The organism is Chryseobacterium sp. FR048 (assembly GCF_056844665.1).
Genome location: NZ_JBXDSE010000007.1, coordinates 314,274 through 339,325 on the forward strand (window position 1 = coordinate 314,274; position 25,052 = coordinate 339,325).

General features: G+C 37.7%; 16 protein-coding genes. 11 read left to right on the top strand and 5 right to left on the bottom strand.

Annotated features, from left to right (window positions below; genetic code table 11):
* Nucleotides 1-44: 44 nt before the first annotated feature.
* The 4 genes from AC106K_RS20175 to AC106K_RS20190 are packed head-to-tail and all read left to right on the top strand — an operon-like array spanning nt 45 to nt 4,227.
* Complete coding sequence (locus AC106K_RS20175; RefSeq protein WP_482447234.1) at nt 45-794, top strand: glycosyltransferase family 2 protein; 750 nt, start codon at nt 45-47, stop codon at nt 792-794.
* 4 nt (nt 795-798) lie between these two features.
* A complete protein-coding gene (locus AC106K_RS20180) occupies nt 799-1,785 on the top strand; it encodes a WaaS/CpsH family glycosyltransferase (protein ID WP_482447236.1) in 987 nt (328 codons plus the stop codon).
* Nucleotides 1,786-1,788: 3 nt separating this feature from the next.
* On the top strand, nt 1,789-2,976 hold the full coding sequence (locus AC106K_RS20185) for a glycosyltransferase family 4 protein (protein ID WP_482447237.1): 1,188 nt from the start codon (nt 1,789-1,791) through the stop codon (nt 2,974-2,976).
* A gap of 3 nt (nt 2,977-2,979) precedes the next feature.
* Nucleotides 2,980-4,227, top strand: a complete 1,248-nt coding sequence (locus tag AC106K_RS20190; protein WP_482447238.1) for a glycosyltransferase — start codon at nt 2,980-2,982, stop codon at nt 4,225-4,227.
* On the opposite strand, the gene AC106K_RS20195 is transcribed toward AC106K_RS20190, so the two are convergent.
* From AC106K_RS20195 to AC106K_RS20210, 4 genes are read right to left on the bottom strand one after another with little or no spacing between them, the layout of a single operon-like run.
* Entirely contained in the window at nt 4,228-5,487 is a 1,260-nt protein-coding gene (locus AC106K_RS20195) for a glycosyltransferase (RefSeq protein ID WP_482447239.1), read from the bottom strand.
* Nucleotides 5,488-5,514: 27 nt separating this feature from the next.
* Nucleotides 5,515-6,159: a glycosyltransferase gene (locus tag AC106K_RS20200; protein WP_482447240.1), complete on the bottom strand. Its 645-nt coding sequence runs from the start codon at nt 6,157-6,159 to the stop codon at nt 5,515-5,517.
* Nucleotides 6,152-7,321 carry a glycosyltransferase family 2 protein gene (locus AC106K_RS20205; RefSeq protein ID WP_482447241.1) on the bottom strand — a complete coding sequence of 390 codons (1,170 nt, stop codon included), beginning with the start codon at nt 7,319-7,321 and terminating at the stop codon, nt 6,152-6,154. Before AC106K_RS20205 ends, AC106K_RS20200 begins: the two co-directional genes overlap by 8 nt.
* Entirely contained in the window at nt 7,311-7,448 is a 138-nt protein-coding gene (locus tag AC106K_RS20210) for a hypothetical protein (RefSeq protein WP_482447242.1), read from the bottom strand. Before AC106K_RS20210 ends, AC106K_RS20205 begins: the two co-directional genes overlap by 11 nt.
* 120 nt (nt 7,449-7,568) lie before the next feature.
* Here AC106K_RS20210 and gltX point away from each other — a divergent pair, with 120 nt between their 5' ends.
* Both gltX and AC106K_RS20220 read left to right on the top strand, forming a co-directional pair.
* Nucleotides 7,569-9,296, top strand: a complete 1,728-nt coding sequence (gene gltX / locus AC106K_RS20215) for a glutamate--tRNA ligase (protein ID WP_482447243.1) — start codon at nt 7,569-7,571, stop codon at nt 9,294-9,296.
* Nucleotides 9,297-9,345: 49 nt separating this feature from the next.
* Nucleotides 9,346-10,302: an acetyl-CoA carboxylase carboxyltransferase subunit alpha gene (locus AC106K_RS20220; RefSeq protein ID WP_047098769.1), complete on the top strand. Its 957-nt coding sequence runs from the start codon at nt 9,346-9,348 to the stop codon at nt 10,300-10,302.
* 56 nt (nt 10,303-10,358) lie between these two features.
* Here AC106K_RS20220 and AC106K_RS20225 read toward each other — a convergent pair whose 3' ends face one another.
* The gene (locus tag AC106K_RS20225) at nt 10,359-11,123 is read right to left on the bottom strand and encodes a DUF6759 domain-containing protein (protein ID WP_482447244.1); all 765 of its coding nucleotides are present in this window, start codon (nt 11,121-11,123) and stop codon (nt 10,359-10,361) included.
* Between the two features lie 143 nt (nt 11,124-11,266).
* On the opposite strand from AC106K_RS20225, the gene tsf reads away from it, so the two are divergent.
* The 5 genes from tsf (at nt 11,267) to AC106K_RS20250 (ending at nt 24,959) form a co-directional block, all read left to right on the top strand.
* Entirely contained in the window at nt 11,267-12,091 is an 825-nt protein-coding gene (tsf, locus tag AC106K_RS20230) for a translation elongation factor Ts (protein WP_089737958.1), read from the top strand.
* A gap of 195 nt (nt 12,092-12,286) precedes the next feature.
* Nucleotides 12,287-15,637 carry a T9SS type B sorting domain-containing protein gene (locus AC106K_RS20235; protein ID WP_482447246.1) on the top strand — a complete coding sequence of 1,117 codons (3,351 nt, stop codon included), beginning with the start codon at nt 12,287-12,289 and terminating at the stop codon, nt 15,635-15,637.
* A 79-nt stretch (nt 15,638-15,716) separates the two neighbouring features.
* On the top strand, nt 15,717-18,554 hold the full coding sequence (locus tag AC106K_RS20240; protein WP_482447247.1) for a T9SS type B sorting domain-containing protein: 2,838 nt from the start codon (nt 15,717-15,719) through the stop codon (nt 18,552-18,554).
* A gap of 139 nt (nt 18,555-18,693) precedes the next feature.
* A complete protein-coding gene (locus AC106K_RS20245) occupies nt 18,694-21,537 on the top strand; it encodes a T9SS type B sorting domain-containing protein (protein ID WP_482447248.1) in 2,844 nt (947 codons plus the stop codon).
* A 533-nt stretch (nt 21,538-22,070) separates the two neighbouring features.
* Nucleotides 22,071-24,959: a T9SS type B sorting domain-containing protein gene (locus AC106K_RS20250; RefSeq protein WP_482447249.1), complete on the top strand. Its 2,889-nt coding sequence runs from the start codon at nt 22,071-22,073 to the stop codon at nt 24,957-24,959.
* The last annotated feature ends 93 nt before the right edge of the window (nt 24,960-25,052 follow it).

Sequence of the window (25,052 nt, forward strand, 5' to 3'; positions counted from 1 at the left end):
AACATTCAGGAAATGCAAACTATTTCCCTGTCAAACAAACCGTTATGATGAATATAAGTGGTTTAATCATAACATATAATGAAGAAAAAAACATACAGGAAGTGCTTGAATCTTTTGATTTTTGTGATGAAATCATCGTAGTAGACTCATTCAGCACGGATAAAACTGTAGAAATTGCGAAAAAATTCCCCCATGTAAAGGTCGTTCAGAACATATTTGAAGACTTTACAAAACAAAGAAATTTAGCTCTTGATGCCGCAAAAAATGATTGGGTATTATTTTTAGATGGAGATGAAAGAATTACCCCTGCTTTGAGACAGGAAATTATAGATGAGCTAAACAAACCCGAGCAAAAGGATGCCTATTATTTTTACAGGAAATTCTTTTTCGCCGAAAAACCGATCCATTTCTCAGGGACGCAGTCTGATAAAAATTTCAGGCTCTTCAGAAAATCGAAGGCCAGATATATGGACGGAAAAAAAGTACATGAAACCCTGGAGGTTAATGGAAGTATCGGGATATTAAAAAATAAATTACTTCATTACTCCGTTTCAGATTATGAATCGTATAAAAAGAAAATGATTCACTATGGAGTTTTAAAGGGGAAAGAACTGGCTGCAAAAGGAAAAAAATACAGTGTTGTGATGCAATATCTTAAAACTGCTTTTAAATTCTTTAAAGCCTATATAATGAGACTTGGTGTTTTAGACGGAAAGGAAGGCTATCAGCTGTCCTACCTGCAATCTTTAAGCGTGTTTGAAACATTTGAATCATTAAAAAAAGAGCAAAATTAGTTGGATGAAGATTTGTATCATTAGTTATGATTTTTGGGATTATGATAAGTATATTGTTCAAACATTATGCAAAAAGGGTATTGCTGCACATCATATAAAGATCAGTTCGGTTACGCATTCCAACTTCAACGAAAGGGCAGTGAATGCCTTAAGCAAAACTTTCTTAAACAAAAATCTTAAAACGGAAAAGAGACAGAAATACGTTCTGGACTCTTTGGAAAAATTGGGACATCAGGATCAGATACTGGTACTGAATCCGGATACTTTTGACCTGTCTACACTTCAGAAGATCAGAAAATATACAGACAGACTGATTACTTATCTTTATGACAACCTTGAAAGAGTACCTGTAGAAGATAAGCTCTATCTTTTTGACAAAGTCTTTTCTTTTGACAGAATTGATGTGAAGAAACATGGTTTCGAAAAAATAACCAACTATATATACCTTCCTCATACTCCTAAAGAAGCTCAGCATCCGGAGATGGATCTCTTTTATATCACGTCTTATGACAGCCGAAGAGTTTCAATGATAAAGTTACTGGCCAAAAAATTAATCGATCAGGGACTGAAGTTCCAGATCATGGTGATTGGAAAAAAATCATGGAAACATCAGCTTACCAATATATTTATTCAGGTTCCTAAAAATCTTTTCCTGATCTTCAGCATCAAAAAGATTCCTCATAATGACCTTCCCAAATATTATAAAAACTCAAGGGTTTTGCTTGATCTGATGCGTGAAGGACAGTATGGTCTCAGCTTCAGAGTCTTTGAGGCAATGGCTTTGGAAAAGAAAATCATTACCGATAATGAGGCTATTAAAACCTACGATTTTTACAATCCCAATAATATTTTGATTTTAAACGAAAATATTAGTAATCTTGACAAAGCTTTTTTTGAAAAACCCTACGAAAAAATTCCGGATGAAATCTATTACAGATACACGTTGGACAGTTGGGTGAATAAAGTTTTTGAACTGGACACTAAAAACTAGCAAATGGGAATCTTAAAAAAAATAAAAAAACACTTCGAAAGAAAAGAAAAACTCAAAGACCTCCAAACTCAGGACATTGTCAACATTCACCTGTATGACGCTGCTAAAAAAACAATTCTTTTTGCTTCAAGAGATTTTCCTGCCCACGATAAAGAGTCCGGAGCCAACAGGCTGAAAGAACTTATTTTAATCTACAGGGAACTGGGATACAACTGCATTTTGTTTGCTCCTCATATCTTTGAAGATAATTCTTATGTGAAATTTTATCAGCAGCACAATGTCATTGTTTATACCGAAAACCATAAGTACAAAAATATTTACGCCTTCATTTCCTCTTTTAAAAATATAGATTATGTTTGGTTCAACGGGCCTCTTGCCCTGAATCTGTTCTATAAAAAGATGAAAAGTATTCTCCCCCGTACCCGATTCATTTACGACATGGTGGATATCCATTTTTTAAGATTTAAAAGAGCGATTGAACTGGAGCCGAGCCGTATTTCTCTAAAGAAAAATTATAAACATTTTTTCCGCCTGGAAACCGTGATCGCCCCGCAACTGGATTATATTATTGCCATATCTGATAAGGAAAAGGAGATTATGGCCCAATATGCAGATAAAAACAAGATCATCACCGTTTCCAATATCCATTATCCTAAAATTGATATTTCTGAGCGAAAGAACTTCAGTGAAAGTAAAGGAATTATCTTCATCGGTTCTATCCATGAACCGAATATTGACGCCGTAAAGTTTTTATATGAAAAGATCATGCCTTTGGTATGGAAAACCAATCCTGAACTAGAGGTCAGCATCATTGGTAATGTGGCCGAAAAGCTTGATATAAAACAATATCCTAAATTTAAATTTTTAGGTTTTGTAGAAAGTATCGAAGCGCTGTTCATGAATTCAAAAATCATGGTTGCCCCTTTAAGATTTGGAGCAGGGGTAAAAGGAAAGATCGGACAGGCTTTTGAATATTATTTCCCGGTGGTCACTACAGACATCGGTGCTGAAGGAATGAAACTTACCGATCATAAAAATGTACTGATCGCCAATGATGAAAAGAGCTTTGCAGAAGCCATTCTTCAGCTGAATACCAATGAAGAACTCTGGAATACACTCAGCCAAAACTCCATTGACAGCCTGAGAGCATTTTCTCCTGAAGAAGTAAAAGAAAAACTTAAAACATTATAATCCATGTCATTAAGTGTAAACTACCACGGTTTTTTTGATGGAAATTTCGGAATTTCCGAAGCCACACGTCTGAATGCTCTAGCTTTGGAAGCAGTAGGCATCCATGTAAACCGCATCAATTATTCCAGTGAAACTTTCGAAAGAATTGAAAACAGTTCTGCACAGAAAGTAGAAACTTCGATTAATGTTTTCCACATTAACATCAACTTTATCAACAATTTTTTCTCCAAAAATCAGGATCTTAATCTTAAAGACCATTATAATATCATCTATTGGGCCTGGGAATTTCCTGAAGTTTCGGATAAAGTGGTTGAAATTCTGAATGTATTTGATGAGCTTTGGGTCCCTAGTGATTTCTGTGTCAATATTTTCACAAAATATACAGGTATTCCTGTGATCAGGTTTTCCCATCCTATTCAGAAAATGGCAGAATCAAAAGATTTTGATCTCAGCCAATACAATATCTCCCCGGATTCAAAAATCTATCTTACAATCTTTGACTCTCTGAGTACCACCATCAGAAAAAATCCGGAAGCAACACTGGAAGCTTTCACAACGGTTTTCAAAGAGGATAAAAACAGCATCCTTATTGTAAAAACCCATAACCTGGAGAGAAGTAAAGATGCTCAGAAAGCATTGGAACCTTACAACAATATCCCCAATGTCATTATCATTAATGACCATTTTTCTAAAGAAAAGCTACATTCTCTGATCCAACAGTCTGATGTACTGATCTCCCTTCACGGTGCAGAAGGTTTCGGACTGACGATGGCCGAGGCTATGGCTTATGGAAAAATTGTAGTAGGAACCGGCTATTCCGGGAATCTGGATTTTATGAATGTGAATAACAGCTTTCTGGTACAGTACGAATTTATCAAAACAGCTAATACAAAAGGGTTAATTGACGAAGGTCTTACTCTCGCCAAACCAAGTCTTCAGGATGCTATTGCCAAGCTTCTGTATATTAAAAATAATTTTGATGCACAGGAGAGCAGAAGAGAAAATGCAAAGTCTCAGATCGCCGATAACTTCTCCCTTACTTCCATAGGAGAATTGTTCAACATACGGCTTAACTTTATTGATGGATTTGGCAAAAAAGAAAGCAGCGGTGGAAATGATGTGAATAATGTCTTTTACCTGAGCGAAATCGAAAGGTTGAATACCAAAGTGAACTATCTGGAAAGAACGCTCTACAACAAAGCAAGAAAGAAAGTGAATGCTTTCCTTAAAAAAATCAAAGGCAAGAAGTAACTACTTCTTGCCTTTTCTATTTCTGAAATACATTTTGATATTGTAAATAAACTGGATCGGGGCACTTTTCTTATAAATCCTGAGATCTTTTTTCAATAAGATGTTTTCCACATAAAGTTTGATCAGTGTAGATTTATTCTGCTCTATTCTTTTCTCCGCAAAAAGCTCCTCACATCTGCTTTTAATCAGCTCTCCTACTCTTTTCAGGGAAAGGTCGTTTATAATGGTCTGCTGTCCTTTTGCCGCTTTTTCCTGTACCGGTTCTTTTCCTCCATACACCGTTTTTAAAAAGGTGGCAGCTTCCTGCAGTGAAGGCTCAGACCAAACCGTATTGGCGGCATAATTGATCACATTAGAATCTGAAGCAATAACTTCCGCTGAAACCAGAAAACTATTTTCTTCGTTCATGAATTCAAGGTTTCCTGAATATCCTGTAGCAATAACCGGTTTGCTGAAATACATCGCCTCCGCCATCGTCAGCCCGAAACCTTCGGATCTGTGCAGAGAAATATAGCTGTCACAGTTGCTGATCACATAGTTCAGTGCATTTTTATCAAAAATCTTTTCAACGATCTTTATCTTTTTTGAATCTCCGATAGCCTGTAGAATCTGTTCTTTTTCGGAAGGAAACTTTTGGGATCTCGATGTTTTGATTGTAAGGAATGCGTTATTTTCGTCTTTGTCAAAAGTTTCTCTGAAAACTTTGATCAGGTTGATGACATTCTTTCGGTCAACGGAACTGTTGTAATCAAAGATGAAAAGAAAATTAAAAAGGTCCTTACTGTAAAAGTTCAGGGCTTCTTCATCATCAGTTTCCTTTAGATCGATATTGATAGGATGCGGAATCACTCGTACCGGAAGCCCCACATATTTTTCAATACAGTTTTTGCAGTAGGTGGATGGTGTCCAGATCTCATCAAAGAGATTCATATTCATCACATAATCTTCGGGAATGGTCTCCGACTCCCAGGCCATATAAAGAATATTGTATTTATCTTTAAAGAAAGAATGATCAAAATAATCAAAAAAGTTCGGGGTCTCGGACGGTGAAATCTGGATCAGATTGATTGGGTACGGCGCATGATCGGAGAACTCCGTAAAAGTAAGATCATTATTGTTGTGATTGGTGTTCACATTATAATTGATCAGACTGATCGGAACTCCTACCGTCTGTATCGCCTTACAATTCAGCCTTGTCGCTTCAGCGATGCCAAATTCACCATTAATAAATCCAAAAACGTTAATTCCTAAATCTGCCATTCTCATTTTTCTAAATAATTCAACGGATTAATCTTCCAGCGTTTCATAAAAATCATTCTGCATCTTCTGTCTTTCGATATTCTTCTTGTGAATCAAAGACAATTCGTACTTTTTGGGTACTTCCGTAAAGTTTTTGTTCCCGTAAAGCACTTCATGTACTTTATTTTTCCAGAAGATTTTCTTATTGTTTTTGATAATTCTTGCCTGATAATCCGGAAAGTTGATGTATCCTTCTTCATTTATTTCCCAGCCCATCTGCTTCACATATTCTTCTGTGATGCCTTCCACAATATTGATTCTCGGCACGAAAAACATTTCCACACTCTTTTCTTTTTTCAGATAAGGTTTCAAAGTTTTAATAAAATGCTCTGTAGGATATTCATCAGCATCGATCTGGAACAGGTATCTGGATTTTGCATTTTCAATCAGCCTGTTTTTGAAAGTGGCAAAGTCTCCGTTCAGTTTTGCTTCAATAACATTTATTTTAGACTTATAAGAATCTAAAAGCGCTCCTACTTTCTGATCAGGATTGGTGACATCTCTCAGGATGAGAACTTCATCATTCTTATCAATCAACGGTAATAGTATATCTAAAAGGATCTTGAGTTCCTTGTGTTCATTACAGACAGTGATCCCGTAAGTAATCGTTATGGGTTTAAAAAAATCAAACATTTTTTCTGATTATTAATTGTTGTTCGTAAGACTGATCCTTCTGTATTTCAAACTTCAGGTTATTGATTTTAAAATGATTCGGTTTTCCGAAAAGCTTGTCAAAAATATTTCTTTCCGAGTTCTTTTTATCTTCAATACAATCAGCAAGGTTTCTGAAAGTATATCTGTTTTTATCAACAAGTTTCTGAGCATCAAATCTGATGATGACATCATCAGTCACATCTGCATTTTTGGTCCTGAATTTTTCCTTCAGATCAAATCGGGTATTTTTTTGCTCGTCTGCAATATATTGACCGGCATTATAGTCTGAATAGATATGGTCCACAAATATTTCCAGTTCTCTGACTGCCTCATCCGTAGGATTTTCCAGAACCAATCCATACTGCAGCTTCTTTTTGGTCTTCGATTGATTGGAAAAGCCCCATTTACGTATAAAATTGCGAAGTGAGCTTTCTTCAATTTTACGGGTTTTGTTCTGAAACTCTTCAGAAAACCTTGAAGTTTTGCTTACGAAATGGTACACCAGAGCATCCGGGCACACAAACGTTTTTTCGCCGGACATTCTCAATCTTAAAATAAGATCATCGTCTTCACAGAACATTGGTTTGAAAAGCGGATCAAGTCCGTTTATTTTTACCAGCACTTCTTTTTTGGCCGCAAGGAAAAAGCTTACATCCTCGGTATACTCTCCTTTTTGTGGTTCCTGATTATTTTCAAACTGAAAAAAGGCGTCGAACTGAAAGGTTTCAAAATCACTTCCGAAATCCTGAATTTCTTTCCACAATCTTTTGTCTGAAGCAAAAATAGGGGGTTCAATCACTTTATAGTATACCAGATTATTTTCCAGTAATACTTTTTCAAGAGAAGAAAGAAAATTTCTTCCTATTACCATATCATTGTGTAAAAAACAGATATAGTCTTTGGTCGCAATTTCTATCGCTTTATTATAAGTATCTGAAAGTGTTTTCTCCTCTGCATTGGAAAAATAAACCAGATTTTGGTCCTGCAAAGAATCCAGCCATTCATGAGTTCCGTCCGAACTTCCGTAGCTTACAAAGACAATCTCTGTATCCGGATAGTTTTCTCTTATGGAGTGGTAACACCTTTTTGAATACTCAAGGTTGTTTTTCAGGCCGATTAACAGCGAAATATTATTCTTCATCAGATTGTTTTCTATTGTCATGATCTTCACGTCTTACCCTACCCGTCTCACCAAAATAAATTCCGGAGCCCTCCTCATTCAGCAATACAAAATATTCCCCAAAGGGTTTTTCGCCGATTCCTAGCATAATTCTGCGTGTTCTTAATGAATACAAATGTAGAGATTAACTTCAAAAAAGCCAATACAAACTCATAAATCATCTCGTAAACACATAATTTTAAGTAAATTTGCAAAAATTTTAATTGAAATGGAGAAAGTAAGAGTACGTTTTGCTCCAAGTCCTACAGGACCTTTACATTTGGGAGGCGTAAGAACCGCATTATATGATTACCTTTTTGCGAAAAATCAAGGGGGAGAATTTGTATTAAGAATTGAAGATACAGATACTGCCAGATACGTAGAAGGAGCTGAAGAATACATTGAAGAAGCTTTAGAATGGTGTGGAATCATCCCAGATGAGAGTCCTAAGAAAGGGGGAAAATTTGCTCCTTACAGACAATCTGAAAGAAGAGATATCTATGACAGATATACGGAACAGATCCTGAAAACAGATTATGCTTACATCGCTTTTGATACGGCAGAAGAATTGGATGCGGTACGTGCAGACTACGAAGCCAGAGGAGATGTTTTCTCTTATGATAATAAAACAAGAAACAGTCTGAGAAACAGTCTTGCTCTTTCTGAAGAGGAAGTTCAGAAATTATTGGCGGAAAAGACGCCTTATGTGGTAAGATTCAAAATGCCTGTAGACAGAGTATTGAATCTTGAAGACATCATCCGTGGAAAATCTGCTGTTAATACCAATACATTGGATGATAAAGTTCTGGTAAAAAATGACGGAATGCCAACTTACCACTTCGCTAATATCATTGATGACCACGAAATGGAAATCTCCCACGTCATCCGTGGTGAAGAATGGCTGCCATCTTTAGGATTACATACTTTATTATATGAAGCAATGGGCTGGGAAGCACCTCAGTTTGCCCATCTTTCTCTGATTCTTAAACCTGATGTTTCAACATTAATCAATAAAGATAATATTGACGAGATCACAAAATCTTTTACAGACGAATTTGTGGCTAAAAACAGTCATTTTTCTTTTGAGGAATCTGCACCTATTATAAAATCCTTCTTTTCAGAAGTAAAAAGCCCTAGATTCAAATCAATGCTGGGCGAAAACGATAAAGACAATCCATTGACTGCAGCTGTAAAACAGTTCTTAAAAAAAGGTCTTTCAGGAAAACTAAGCAAAAGAGATGGTGATAAATTCGGATTCCCGGTATTCCCACTTGATTTCAAAGATCCTGCAACAGGTGCTGTTTCTAAAGGATACAGAGAAAACGGGTATCTTCCTGACGCCTTCATCAATATGGTAGCGTTATTAGGATGGTCCCCGGCAGATGACAAGGAAGTTCTTTCTTTGGATGAAATGGCTAAAGAATTTGACCTTCATAAAGTACATAAGGCTGGAGCGAGATTTAGTAAAGAGAAATCAGAATGGTTCAACCATCAGTATATTCAGATGAAATCTGACGAAGAGCTTCTTGACATGCTTAAAAATTCAGGACTTGATTTATCCAATGCATCTGATGATAAGCTATTAAAAGTAATTCCTCTGATGAAAGAAAGAGCTACTTTTCCGAAAGACATCTATGAAAACGGAAAATTCTTCTTTGAAGCTCCGACTTCTTACGATGAAAAAGCGTCTAAAAAAGCATGGAATGACGAGACTTCTGCTATTTTAGGAGAATTGGCTACTGCATTTGAATCTACAGAATTTGTTGCTGAAACATTAAAGCAAACCATGCATGATTTCGCAGAAAACAAAGGTTTGGGAATGGGTAAAGTAATGATGCCGCTTCGTTTATCTTTGGTAGGAGAATTGAAAGGCCCAGACGTTCCGGATATTCTGGAAATCATTGGTAAAGAGGAAAGTATCGCCAGAATAAGCAATGCTATAAATAATTTTAAATAGAATTACCATAATTTTTCATACATTTGAAAGATTTAATTTACTTCAAGAAATGGAATATTTAAGTTTCGAACTTCCTATCAAAGAATTGATGGACCAATACCAGACGTGTTCTTTAGTAGGAGAAGAAAGTGGTGTTGATGTAAAATTAGCATGCAGCCAGATTGAGGATAAGATTTTGGAAAAGAAAAAAGAAATCTATGAAAATCTTACACCTTGGCAAAGAGTACAACTGTCCCGTCACCCGGATCGTCCTTATACTTTGGACTACATCAACGGAATGGCAGACAAAGGCAGTTTCTTAGAACTTCATGGAGACAGAAATTTCGCTGATGACCCGGCAATGATTGGAGGATTGATTACCCTAGACGGTCAGAGAGTAATGATCATAGGGACTCAGAAAGGAAGAACGACTAAAGAAAGGCAGCACAGAAGATTCGGAATGCCGAATCCTGAAGGATACAGAAAAGCTTTAAGACTAATGAAGCTTGCTGAAAAATTCAATATCCCTGTGGTAACTTTAGTAGATACACCGGGAGCTTATCCAGGATTGGAAGCTGAAGAGAGAGGACAGGGTGAAGCTATTGCAAGAAATATTTTTGAAATGGTACAGCTGAAAACTCCGATCTTCACTTACATCATCGGAGAAGGAGCCAGTGGTGGAGCATTAGGAATAGGTGTAGGGAACAAAGTATATATGTTGGAAAACACATGGTATACTGTAATTGCACCGGAAAGCTGCTCTTCTATCTTATGGAGAAACTGGGATCACAAGGAAGATGCAGCCAATGCATTGAACCTTACTCCAGCAGATGCCCTAAGAGAGAAATTCATCGACGGAATTATTGAGGAACCACTTGGAGGCGCTCAATATGATCCTGAGACAGCGTATTTAAACTTGAAAAGTTCAATCTTACAAAATATCAAAGCTTTTTCCAAATTTACAGGACAGGAGCTTGAAACTCAGAGACAGGACAAATTCATTGCGATGGGGCAATTTAAAGGATAAAAAAATAAAACGGTTAAGAAAATTCTTAACCGTTTTTACTTTAGCTTTCTTCCTATCTAATCAGCAACATTGAGAACGATCTCAATATCCTGAGTAATTTTCTTCAGTGACGAATATTTGGCATCACATACCATCGTTGTCAGTATATATTCTCCTTTGTCTACCAGAATAAAATTTTCCCCTTTGGCAGGAACACTCAGATTATAATACTTTTTACCGTTGATCTTTACAATCATATTGCACGCTGATTTATTTTTAATATTAATATAAGCTTCATTTTTATTAATATCATTATTAAAAAGGTGAGTCAGCATGGCGGCTGTCTTTTTATTGGCTTCACTGGGTTCCGATTTGGCAGAAGTTCCTGCACTTTTGGCTGCCCCTACCGAAGCATAGCTTGCCAGCCTTTCTTCTTTCAAAGCTTTGACGGCATTATCTATTTTATCTGTGTTCTTAGCAGTATTGGCCTCAGTTTTTTTATTTGCCGCGATTACTTTACCGCTGTTCAGTTCGTTATTTTTAACAATATTTTCAATTTTTTCTCTGCTGATCGGCTTAATCGTAGGTTTTGCTTCAGGAGAATTGTCGGCCATAATAATCTCCATCAGTCTTTTCTTAAAGTAATCATTTCGGGCGTGCCCGGGGTTCTGTTTGATAAAGCCAGCGATCACTCTGGTCTCCTTTGAAGTCTCAGCTTCCTGTTCTGTATAAATAATAACCGTTTCTTTTTCTACAACAGCTTTAGATTTTGTTTTTTTCTTTTTTTGGCTAAAACCAAGAGAAAAAATGCATATAAATAGAAGGAGGAAGATTTTTTTCATTAATCAAATCTTTAAAATAGTATTAAATATATCAATAACGTGAAAAGTCCTTTTTTAGTTTATCATTAAAATCATTATCTTTGCACTGCTCTAAATTTAAGCTAAAAATTAATACTAATCTTAAATAAAAAATAATAGATATTATGTCTTATACACCAGTTGCTGCAGACGTAGCGAAATTAAGAAACCAAACAGGTGCAGGTATGATGGACTGCAAAAAAGCTCTAGTTGAAGCTGAAGGAGACTTCGAAAAAGCGGTAGATATCCTTAGAAAAAAAGGACAGAAAGTTGCTGCTAACAGAGCTGACAGAGAGTCTACTGAAGGAGCTGTAATCGCAAGAGTAAACGAAGATAACACTTTAGGTGCTATTATCTCTCTAAACTGCGAAACTGACTTCGTTGGTAAAAACGAAGCTTTCATCGAGCTAGCTTACGAATTAGCTGAAATGGCAATCTTTGCTGCTACTAAAGAAGAATTATTAGCTACAGACTTCCACGGAATGACTGTTGCTGAGAAATTGATCGAGCAGACAGGTGTTATCGGTGAAAAAATCGAAATCGGTACATTCGAAAGAATCGAAGGACCATTCTTAGGAGCTTACATCCACGCTGGAAACAAAATTGCTGCAATCACTTCTCTTTCTGCAAAAGTAGACGGAGCTGACGAAGTTGCTAAATCTGTTTCTATGCAAGCTGCTGCTATGAACCCAATCGCTTTAGATGAAACTAAAGTTTCTCAGGAAACGATTGATAAAGAATTAGAAATCGAAAGACACAAACTTACTGAAGAAGGTAAGCCTGCAAACATTATCGATAATATCCTTAAAGGTAAAATGCAGAGATTCTACAAAGACAACACTTTGGTACACCAGGATTTCATTAAAGATTCTAGTATCTCAGTTGCTGATTACGTAAAATCTGTAAACGCAGACTTAAAAGTAACAGGATTTGTAAGAGTAAGCTTATAATCCCTCTTTTATATCATATAGAATCCCGGTGAATATTCACCGGGATTTTTTTGTGCAGAAAACCTTTGCGAGCATTAACGTAATATGAAGCAAATTTTAAATATTCAGCAATTACAGCACAAACTCAATTTCAATGTTTTTTTTATATAAAAATTTGATTATTAATGCTTAAATTTGCGGCCCTTATAATAACGCATGAAAAAATTTCTACTCGCTATTTGCACTTTTATTTGTTTAATTGTTAATGCACAATTAGATAATGAACACTGGTTTGCACCCATGTCGGCAAGTTCTCTTCAGGGGAATAATCCGCCACAATGTTTTCTGTATCTGTCTACTAACGAGACGACTCCGTTTTCTGTACAGGTATCTAATAATAACGTTGTGTATTCTACCGTACAGGTAAGCAAAAACAATCCTGTACAAATTACCATTCCGAGCAATTTTATGATTGCCTCTACTCCCAACAACCTGTTTACCCAAAATTCAATGGGGTTACACGTCAAGGGAAGTAAGAAATTCTTTGCCAACTTCAGGTTTTCGGTTCCTCAACAGGCTGAAATCATTACTTCTAAAGGAATGGCAGGGGTTGGAAAAACATTTTTCATAGGAACAGCACCTACGACAGCTCCCAAAGACTATGTGAACTCTACCGTAGGGGTAACTGCTACTGAAGACAACACTACAGTAACTGTATCCGGATATAATCCCAGCATTATTTTCGCAGACGGCAGCGTAATGGCGACCAGAACATTCAAAATCAATAAAGGGAAATCCTACATCCTCGACGTTAATAGTGATATGGGAGGAGCTCCTAACAGAAGAGGATTACTGGGGGCAAAACTTGTCGCAGATAAGCCTGTATCCGTAACGAACGGAAACTTCAATGGTCTCTACACCGCTCAAAACAGTACTAACGTAGATATTCTGATGGACCAGGCCGTACCTACAGAAAGACTTGGGAAAGACTTTGTCATGGTAAAAGGAAACGGACCTAATGCAGTAGGAATGGAAAAAGCAATGATCATTGCGACTGAAAACGGAACAACCCTTACCGTAAACGGAAATCCTGTGAATGGAGTTAACCTTAATGCGGGAGACTATTATATGATTGAAGGGAATAACTATATTAATAAAGGTAACGGGAATTACAACATGGGAATTTCTTCTAATAAGAATGTCTATGTATACCAGCTTCTTGCCGGAGCTTCGGGGAATACCGTTTATCAGACAGGAGGAATGAATTTCATCCCCCCATTAAGCTGTTTTCTACCTAAAGAGATCAATGAAATAGGATTTATCGACAAAATAGGGAATGTTTCTTACGATACTAAACTTAATATCATCACTCAGGTAGGAGCAACGGTAACCGTGAACGGAGCAGTTGTTACAGGATTTGTATCTGTAAACGGAAATTCCAATTGGGTTACTTACTCCAAAACGAATGTGACAGGAAATGTTACAGTAACTTCTACCAAACCTGTTACAGCAGGAATTGCTGCAGGAAACGGAGCTGTAGGCTATGGAGGTTATTTTGCAGGTTTCTCTTCTATCCCGGTGATTACTAAAACCGGCGACTGTTATTATGGAGTACAGCTTGAAGTAGAAGCTGGCTCAGACGCTTATCAATGGTACCTTAACGGAGTAGCCATTTCCGGAGCAACAAATCCTACGATCAACCCTGATCTGTATGGATCTGGAATGTATACCTGCTATATCACTAAAACCAATTGTGAATCCAGATTCACCGCAGAATACGATTATACGGTATGTCCGCCGATCACCACAACAATCTATGAGATAGGATCATGTAATACCAAGGTAATTAATCCGGTATTTACCAATTCTACTCAGACTATTGATCCTGCTTATACCAATATTATTGTACAGCCTGCCAACGGAACAGTGAATGTAAATCCGGCAACAGGACAGATCACTTATACTCCGAATCCTGGTATCACCACAGACATTACCGATACCTTCTCCTACTATATTCAGGGAACGGGAAATCCGGCTGCTTTTGAATATTTTAAAATTGTAGTCAATACCCACGTTCTGCAAACCACCAATGCCTCCATGAATTCCTGTGCGGCTGCTAATGGAAACGGAACATTTGACCTTACAACAGCTAATGTAACAGCGGATCCAACGGCTACGAAAACCTATTTCACCAATGCAAACCTGACAGGTCAGATCACCAATCCGACTTCCTACTCAGGACCGGCCGGAACTATATACGTGAATGTAACTTCTGTATATGGATGTTCTAAAATAGCCACTATCACATTAACTACTTATCCTACTCCAAATCTTAATACCAACAACTTCAATGCAAATATCTGCGATAATAATTTTGAAGGGATTGTACATGTTAATTTTGCTAACGTAACTCCGCAGATTGTTACCAACCCTGCGAACTTCCAGATAGGCTATTATCTTAGCCAGGCTGATGCCAATGCGGGAAACAATAATACACTTCCTGCCAACTGGTCCTTTACTGCCAACACAACGGTTTATGTAAGAGTATCAGCCAATGTGGGCGGATGTCCTCCTGCTTTAGGACAGATCAATTTTACCATTGGAAATAAAATTCCTCTGATCACAGGAAGTGCAAAAGTTGAGATTTGTGATAATGACCTTAACGGTTCTGAAGCGGTAAACCTTAATGATTACAAAGGATTGTTTACGAATGATCCGGGGGTCATCTTATCTTTTTATACCTCTCTTGCTAATGCACAGGCGGGAATTAATCCTGTTTCAGCCGCACAAACTCTTACGGCAGCAGGTGGTGTATTCTATATAAGATTCCAAAGTAGTGCAGCATGTCCTAATACTGCTGTTCTCACCCTAAATCTGAAAAGCCCCAAGAAATCAACTAAACTTCAGGATCAGATTATTTGTTCCAACGATAAAATCATGCTGGATGCCGGACCTGGATTCACGTCTTATTTATGGAATACAGGAGCAACAAGTCAAACGATTTCTGCAGGGCCTGGAACCTATTATGTAGACCTTGGATTCAATGGATGTGTATACCGTCAGCAAGTGAATGTAGCGGCAGCACAGGCCCCAACAATCACAAGAATAGATGTGACAGGTAGTACAGCTACAGTGTTTGCAACGGGAGGAACCCCTCCTTATAAATATTCATTAAACGGTTTTGATTATCAGACCTCTAATGTTTTCACCGGATTATCGAGAGGACTTCATTCAGTATATGTATTGGGAGCAGACGGATGTCGTCCTGTCACCAAAGAGTTCCTTATCATCAATCTTATCAACACGATCACTCCTAACGGAGACGGAATCAATGATGTTCTGAATTATTCAGAATTAAAAATCAAACAAAATGTATCGATAGAGGTAGCAGACCGATATGGAGCATCTGTTTATAAATCCTCTGATAAAAACTATGTATGGGACGGAAAATCCAATGGTAGAAACCTTCCAACAGGAACTTACTGGTATGTAATAAGATGGACAGAACCTGATACTCAATTACCAGTTTCATACTCAGGATGGCTTTTAATTAAAAATCGGGAATAATTTTTTAACATTTATTTACATTTTATTAAAAGTATTTCATTTTTTATTTTAATTTTGTAGAAATCCTAATTCCATACACATGAAAAGATTTCTACTCAGTTTGGTATTAATTTTTTTTACAATTAATACACTCTTTGCACAAAGGGATACCGAGCACTGGATTGCTCCATACTTTGATAGCTACAACCTCGGAAGCTATACGAATATGTTATACCTCTCCACGGACTCGGTAACTCCTTTTGATGTAACTATTTACAATAACAATATTGTTCTTACAACAGTAACAATCAGTAAAGGGAATCCACAAACTTATAAGGTTGCGAATAACCTTATTTCGTCACAAACACTCACTGATGCCTTTAACGTTACAACTAAAGGGCTTTACTTAAAAGCAACAAAACCTTTTTACTGTAGTTTAAGACTGGCACAGGATATTCACGGAGAAATTATTACCAGTAAAGGAAAAGCTGGGATAGGGAAAAAATTCTTCGTTGCCCAGAGCCCTAATACGGACCTTACTTCTTATTATAACTTTACAGCGGGTATCATGGCTACCGAAGACAATACCAATGTAACGGTAACATGGAATGCTGCTACTCCTGGAGTAACATTCATCAATGGATCCAGCGTTACCGGTAATACCCATTCTGTAACTTTACAAAAGGGACAATCCTTTATTTATGCCGGATCAGGTTCACAGGCAGGTAACAAGAACGGTTTTATGGGAGCTAAAATAGTTTCGGACAAACCGATTACCCTTACCAATGGAAGCTGTAATGGTAATTTCTCAGCCAGCCCAAGTGGAACAGACCCTATTCTTGACCAGTCGGTTCCTGTAGAAAGACTTGGGAATACTTTCGCTATGGTAAAAACAAGATCTACTCAGCCTTCACTGAATATGGAAGGAGGTCTTATCATCGCTACGGAAGACAATACTGAAGTTTATATAAACGGTGTTAATACTCCAGTTGCTACTCTAAACACTGGTGAATGGTATAGAATAAATGAAACCAGCTATGTTACCCAAGCGGGTGCTGGAAATCATTCCAACATGTTTATTTCGACGACTAAAAATGTTTATTTATATCAGTTTATCGGAATTGATTCTAATGCAGCAACCAATGGATTTAACTATATCCCACCTTTGAACTGTTTCCTTCCAAGAAAAATCGACGAAATCGGAAAGATTAACGAGATGCCTCTTGGTACGGCGGGAGCCAGTACCCCTGCAGGGATCATGGTAAAATTAAACATCCTAACTGAGGCAGGTGCAACCGTAATGGTAAATAACGGTCCTACTCTACCAGCAGACGGACCTTATCCGTTAACCGGAAATACGAACTGGGTAACCTATGCAATAAGCGGAGTATCAGGAAATATTTCTATCACTTCTACAAAAGCAGTAACAGCAGGTATCAATGGAGGATATAGTTCTGCAGGATACGGAGGTTACTTTGCCGGATTCTCATCAATCCCTCTTATTGCAAAAAAAACCGGGGAATGTGTTCCAGGTATCGTTCTGGAAGTGGATGATGGATACGAAAGCTACCAGTGGTACCTTAATGGGGTTCCAATCCCTGGAGCGACTTCTTACACTTATACTCCTACTCAGTCTGGAAATTATACGGTAAAAGTAACAATGGGAACATGTCCTCCTGTTACAACACCTATTTATAAAGTACAAACTTGTTTAAAAGAAACAACGCAAACGCTTAATGCTTGTTCTACTAAAATTATTACACCAACATTTACTTCGTCAACCCAAACTGTGGTTCCAAGTACAGTAGTAATTTTGACACAACCTACGCATGGTACAGCTGTCGTTAATGCCAACGGAACGATCACCTATACTCCTACAACAGGATACCTGGGTCCAGATAAGATTATTTATAAATTCTGTGGTAACAACGTAGAGTTTACAGATTGTGAGCAAGTAACTTTAAACCTTACTGTAGTACCATTTATTGTATATGACGCAGTGATCAAAGCATGTTGGTATGATATAGATCCTTATGCTTCTTTTGATCTTACTAAAGCTAAGCTTTCTGATTATGGAGCCATCACAAAAAAATACTACCGTTCATTAAATGACCTTACTAACGGTGTGAATGAAATTACAACTCCTGAGAAATTCCTTTCAACCGGAGGATATGTATATGTAAAAGTAACTACCGCTGAAGGCTGTACAGCTAATGCGAAGATTCAGTTGATTCCACTTCCTATCAAGAAGTCACCTATACTGGTAGATCAGTACATCTGTATTGATGCTAAGACCAATCTGGATGCAGGTCCTGGATATGATTCATACCAATGGAGCACTGGAGCTAATACTCCAGGAATCAGAAACGTAGGAGTAGGAGAATACACTGTAGTTCTTGGTAAAGACGGATGTTTCCTTACGCAGACTGTAAGAGTGAGAAAAGTTGAAGATCCGGTAATCCAGACTGTAGAGCTTAATAACAATAATGCAACAGTAGTGGTAAGCGGCGGTAAAGCTCCTTATAAATACTCTGTTGACGGAACGGCTAACTGGCAGGATTCGAATATATTCACAGGATTATCAAGAGGACAGCATACTTTCTATGTGAAAGATTCTTACGACTGTACTCCTATATCAGTAGAGATTACTGTTCCTAATCTATTGAATGCGATTACACCAAACGGAGATAATGTAAATGACTTCATCGACTACAGCGAATTGGCTTATAAAGAAAACCTTACTTTTGTAGTGTATGACAGATATGGAAATATGGTATTCACAGGAAACAAGTTCAACAACTACAAGTGGGATGGAAAACATTACGACAAAAAGATTGTAACAGGAACTTACTGGTATCATATCAACTGGAATGAGTCTAACAAAGACAAAACTCCAATAAAATACACAGGATGGATTCTTGTAAAAAACAGAGAATAATTTTTAATAAATTATAAATTCATAAACCACGATTAATATAATCGTGGTTTTTTTATTAATATAACAACAGATTAATTTATATTTTTCACAAACTAATCGATTATTCTTATATTTTTGTAAAAACCATAATAAATAATCTATGAAAAAAACTTTATCTGTTTTTCTGTTATTATTTGCGGCCTTACTTTTTGCCCAAAGAGATACAGAGCATTGGTTTGCCCCCATGGCAGCCAGAGCACCCAAAATAGTTACCCCCATGCAGGCGCTCTACTTCTCAACGGACTCTGTCGCTCCGTTTAGTGTAGATATTTACAGCAATAATGCCTTGCTGGGTACAGTAACAATAAGTAAAGGATCCCCACAAACATTCAACATTCCCTTAAACAGAATGGTAGCCAGTATCAATGGCGAATTATTTACTGTGGGAAACAAAGGTTTGTATACCAAAGGGCCTAAACCTTATTTTGTAACCTACAGATTCTCGGTAAGCCAGCACGGTGAAATTCTAACCTCAAAAGGTAAAGCAGGAATCGGTACAAAATTCTATGCTGTAACCTCTCCTATCGAAGAACTCAACGCCGAGTATAATTTTACAACCGGAATTCTGGCGACGGAGGATAACACAAAGGTGACAGTCTCGAATTATTCTCCAAACATTATTTTTACCAACGGATGGACGGGAGTAACCAATCCTACCCTTACTTTTACTTTAAATAAAGGACAATCCTACATTATTGAAGGAATAGGTAATCAGGCAGTAAACAAAGAAGGTTTCATAGGCGCTAAAATTGAATCTGATAAACCAATTTCAGTAACCAACGGAAATTTCAACGGTCAATTTGCGATGGCTGCCGGTGGCTCTTACCAGGGTTCGGATATTATCATGGACCAGTCTGTACCGGTAGATCGACTTGGTAATGAATTCGTAGTCGTAAAAGGAAACGGAGACATCAGCCGAAGAATGGAAGATGCCCTGATTGTTGCTACAGAAGGGGGTACCCAGGTATACATTAATAACGGAACTACTCCTGTTGCCACATTGGCTGAAGGGGAAAGCTACAGAGTAAATAAGGTGAACAATACCAATTACATCAATCAGGGGAACGATCACTATAATATGTACATCAGAACAACCAAAAATGTATATGTCTATCAGCTCATGGCGGGAGTGGCAGCCAGTAATGCCACATTAGGTTTTAATTATATTCCCCCCTTGAACTGTTATCTGCCCAGAAAAATTGATGAGATTGGAAAAATTAAAGACCTGCCTTATTCTACAACGCTTACCGGACATATCGTAAAGCTAAACATCCTGACAGAAACAGGGGCTGTGGTGACGGTAAACAATGCTCCTTTGCCCGCTGTACAGGGGCCTTATCCTGTGACAGGAACTACGAATTGGGTATCTTATTCTATTCCGGACATCACAGGAAATGTTACCATCGCTTCTACCAAAGCTGTAACGGCTGGAATCTCCGGAGGAAGTGGTGTGGTAGGCTATGGCGGATATTTTTCAGGGTTCTCCTCTATTCCCGTTATTGCCAAACAAAATGGAGAATGTATCCCGGGAATTGTACTGGAAGTGGATGACAGTTTTGATACTTACCAATGGTATAGAGACAACGTTGCGATCCCTGGTGCTAATGCCAATACCTATACCCCAACACAATCAGGAAATTATTCTGTAAAAATTACAGTGGGGTCATGTCCGCCGGTAATTACTCCCATCTACAAAGTATATACCTGTCTTAAGAAAACAACCATGAACGATACGGTATGTAATGGGGTAAAACAGATCGTACCTACTTTCACCAATTCTACCCAGACTGTAGTTCCGGGAACCGTTACCATTCTTACCCCTCCGGCTCATGGCAATGCTGTCCTTGATCCTGTTACAGGAGTTATAAGCTACGCTCCTGCATCCAATTATTTCGGAACCGATACCATAGTATATCAGTTCTGCGGAAATAATCCTGATTTCACCGATTGTGAACAGATAACACTCAATCTGACCGTTTCTGAAAATCCAAAAGTAAACGATGCTACTGTAAGAACATGTTTCCTTGAGTCTAACATTGCTACAGGATTATTTAATCTTATCAATGTGAATGTAACAACAGCACTCAATATTACTAAGAAATATTATCCTTCAATTACAGACGCTCATGCAGGAACTAATGAAATATTAAATCCAGCCAATTATGTGGCTCCTAACGGTGTTGTTTATATAAAAGTGATCAATGCCAACGGTTGCTACAGCGTAGCAGTAGTTACCCTTGTTGTACTGCCACCGGTAAAATCTGATGTTCTGAAAGATAAGATCATCTGCATGGAAGAGAAAACGACGCTTGATGCAGGGCCAGGTTTTAAAAGCTATGAATGGAGCACAGGAGCAACCACTCAGACCATCAAAGATGTAGGCGTGGGCATCTATTGGGTAAAACTGAAGACCGGAGATTGTGTAACCATGCAGACTGTAAAAGTATACGCTTCGGAGCAGCCTGTCATTTCAAATATTGATATTTCGAACAATACCGTAACAGTGAACGTTATTGGAGGAACCCAACCTTACAAGTACTCCATAGACAATATTAACTGGCAGGATTCTAATGTCTTCGCCAATATTGCAAGAGGTAATGCAAGCATATATGTAAAAGACAATTACAACTGCGAGCCGATAAAAGTAGACATCACCGTTCCTAACCTTATCAATGTCATTACTCCTAATGAGGATGGTAAGAATGATTTTGTAGATTATTCATCTCTGGCTGTAAAAAACAACCTGGTCTGTAATATTTTTGACCGATACGGAAGCAAGGTCTTCCAGGCAGATAAAACCAACGGATACAAATGGGATGGTACTTCCGGAGGCAAAAGAATCCCTACAGGGAATTATTGGTATGAAATAGGATGGAATGAGCCTAACAATAAACAAACTGCCATAAAATACACCGGATGGATTATGGTAAAAAACAGAGAATAATTATTTAAAACCTATTCTATATAAACCACGATTGATATGATCGTGGTTTTTTACTATAATACTATTGAACTCATCAAAAAGCTAAAACAAATTGGAGAATAAAAGTAATTTCACTGAAAAATATAACATAAAAACATCATTTAATATCCATTTTTCAACCATGCTTACATTTAATGTTTTTTTTAGCTAAATAAATAATATTCAGGCACATATTTATTAAAAATCAATCAGATATTGTAATATATTTGTAACAAACATAAATATACTTTGATGGAAAAGAACATACCGGTAATTTCATTAATATTTTTATCAACAGTCACCTTAACGATTAATCTGTTGAAATTTCCAATGAACTTATTGGTATTTAGTATTCAGCCTCTTTTTATAGAAATTCACTTATTAAAAAGATTGACTGTGCCCCACTTTACCCGAGCCAGTTTATCTGTGGAAGCACTCGTTCGAAATATCTTTCCTCCTAACTCTAACGTTTCCCTCTGCATCAATGAAAATTATTTACAAAAAACACCAAAAATATGTTAAAAGCACTATTTTTTAAGAAAGAACAAGCAGTCTTTGTATTTCTGCGAAGAACGTTAATCTTTCTGCTGACCATACTCACCCTGAGTATGACTTATGCCCAAAGAGATACAGACCATTGGTTCGCACCGATGATGAAAAGAAATACCAATGCAACAGAGCAACAGGGATTGTATTTTTCTACAGATTCTGTGACTCCATTTCCGGTAGAGATCTATAATAATAACGTTCTGATTGGTACAGTTACCATCAGCAAAGGAAATTCACAGGTCTTTAATGTTCCTTTTCAGAATATGATGACTACTACTGTGAATGATTTATTTAAACCCGTCAAAATGGGGCTATATACAAAAGGGACTAAGCCTTATTTTGTGACCTTCAGATTTTCATCGGTTAACCATGCTGAAATATTAACATCCAAGGGTAAGGCAGGGATAGGGAAGCTTTTCTATGCTGCTGCTGCTCCGATAACAGCATCTAATTCCAGTGGTATCAATTTTACTACCGGAATACTTGCTACAGAAGACAATACTACAGTTACAGTCTCCGGATATTCCCCTAATGTAAGATTTGCCAATAATACAACAGGTACAACCAATCCAACAATGACTTTCACTCTTAATAAAGGGCAATCATACATTATTGAAGGTGATGGAGATCTGACGGTTAATCGTAAAGGTTTTATAGGTGCCAAAATCGTAGCAGACAAGCCTGTTTCTGTTACTAATGGAAATTTCAACGGACAGTTTTCTCTGGGCAATTCTCTCATAGGTTTTGGTACAGATATTATTATGGACCAGTCGGTTCCGGTAGATCGGCTGGGAAACGAGTTTGTCGTTGTAAAAGGAAATGCCAACATCAGCGAACGAATGGAGGATGCCCTGATCATTGCTACAGAAGATAATACCCAGGTATTTATCAACAATGCAGCCACTCCGATCATTACCCTCAACGAAGGGGAAAGCTACAGGGTAAATGAGGTAAACAATACCAATTATATCAATCAGGGGAACAATCACTATAATATGTACATCAGAACAACAAAAAATGTGTACGTATATCAGCTTTTGGCAGGAGTGGCCAATGACATTCAGGCGGCTACAGGCGGATTCAACTATATCCCACCCCTCAATTGCTTTTTACCCAGAAAAATTGATGAAATCGGAAAGATCAATATTCTTCCACCGTCAGTCAACACGGTTAAATTAAACATTTTAACAGAAACAGGAGCTACTGTCATGGTCAACGGAGCTCCCCCCACAGCTATACAGGGTCCTTATCCGGTAAGTGGAACCAACAGCTGGGTTTCTTATTCTATCCCCAACATTACCGGAAATGTCACTGTAACATCTAATAAAGCAGTAACGGCCGGTATTGCCGGAGGAAGCGGCGCTGTAGGATATGGAGGATATTTTGCCGGATTTTCTTCTATTCCCGTTATTGCCAAACAGACTGGTGACTGTATTCCCGGAATTATACTGGAAGTAGATGACAGTTTTGATACTTACCAATGGTATAGAGACAACGTTGCGATCCCTGGTGCTAATTCCAATACATATACTCCTACACAATCCGGAGATTATACCGTAAAAATTACGGTAGGGTCATGTCCTCCCGTAATAACTCCCGTCTACAAAGTATACACCTGTCTTACAAACACTACGGTCAATGAGATCATGTGTGAAAACGTAAAGCAGATTATCCCTGCATTCACCAGTTCTACACAATCTGTAGTTCCCGGATCTGTAGTAATACTGACACCTCCCACAAATGGTACAGCTACAATAGATCCAACGACTGGAGTCATAAGCTATGCTCCCAATTTAAACTTTCAGGGAACTGAAACCATTGTTTACAAATTTTGTGGAAATAACCCCAACTTTACGGATTGTGAAAAAATAACGCTAAACTTAACCATCTCCGGACGACCTAAAGTGAATGATGCCACTATAAGAACCTGTTTTCTTGAAAATAACATTGCCACAGGATTATTTAATCTTATCAATGTGAATGTAACAACAGCCACCAATATTACCAAGAAATATTATCCTTCACTTACAGACGCTCATGCAGGAACTAATGAAATATTAAACCCTGCCAATTATGTGGCTCCCAGCGGTGTCGTTTATATAAAAGTGATCAATGCCAACGGTTGTTACAGCGTAGCGGTGGTTACTCTTGTTGTACTGCCACCTGTAAAATCTGACGTTCTGAAAGATAAGATCATCTGCATGGAAGAGAAAACGACACTTGATGCAGGGCCAGGTTTTAAAAGCTATGAATGGAGCACAGGAGCAACCACTCAGACCATCAAAGATGTAGGAGTGGGCAGCTATTGGGTAAAACTGAAGACCGGAGATTGTGTAACCTTGCAGACTGTAAAAGTATATCCTTCAGAGCACCCTGTCATTTCAAATATTGATATTTCAAACAATACTGTGACCATCAACGTTATAGGAGGCACATCTCCTTATCAATATTCTATGGATCATATTAACTGGCAGGATTCTAATGTTTTCACCAATATTACAAGAGGTAATGCAAGCATATATGTAAAAGATAATTACAACTGCGAGCCGATAAAAGTAGACATCACCGTTCCTAACCTTATCAACGTCATTACTCCAAATGAGGATGGTAAGAATGATTTTGTAGATTATTCATCTCTGGCTGTAAAAAACAACCTGGTCTGTAATATTTTTGATCGGTATGGAACCAAGATCTTTCAGGCAGATAAAACCAACGGATACAAATGGGATGGTGCTTCCGGAGGCAGAAGAGTCCCTACAGGGAATTATTGGTATGAAATAGGATGGAATGAGCCTAATAATAAACAAACTGCCATAAAATACACCGGATGGATTATGGTGAAAAACAGAGAATAGTCATTTTACTTTACAATTTTAGAACCACGATTCCCAAATCGTGGTTTTTTTATTATGTTTTCAAGCATTCAATGCTTTTTATTATTAAATTTG